The sequence below is a fragment of the Novosphingobium sp. CCH12-A3 genome, from assembly GCF_001556015.1.
Taxonomy (GTDB): domain Bacteria; phylum Pseudomonadota; class Alphaproteobacteria; order Sphingomonadales; family Sphingomonadaceae; genus Novosphingobium; species Novosphingobium subterraneum.
On sequence record NZ_LSIA01000075.1, the window covers coordinates 1 to 289 of the forward strand.

The following is a 289-nucleotide window of genomic DNA, read 5'->3' on the forward strand; positions in this document are numbered from 1 at the left end:
AGCGGCGGATCATGTGGCCCTCCTCGTCCATGTGCGAGGGCGCCGCGATGCCGAGTGCGACCTTGCCCGACTTGTCATTGCGCAGGAACAGGGGCTCTTCCTCATGTGATGCCATTTTGAGCACGCGCTCGAGCGAGAGGACCTTGCGCCGCTGGGTCAGAGACAGTTCAAGGAGGTGCGAGGTCGCGCCGGTCACGGGGTCGGTCCGGATCACCGTGTCGGACAGCACCTCGCAGGCCTCGACTGCCACGGTCTCGACCCCGATATCGAAGGTCCCGGCTTCCTTGGC

General features: G+C 65.4%; 1 pseudogene. It reads right to left on the reverse strand.

From position 1 onward, the window contains the following. A pseudogene (locus AX703_RS27785) lies at window positions 1-289 on the reverse strand (methylase); the annotation flags it as partial.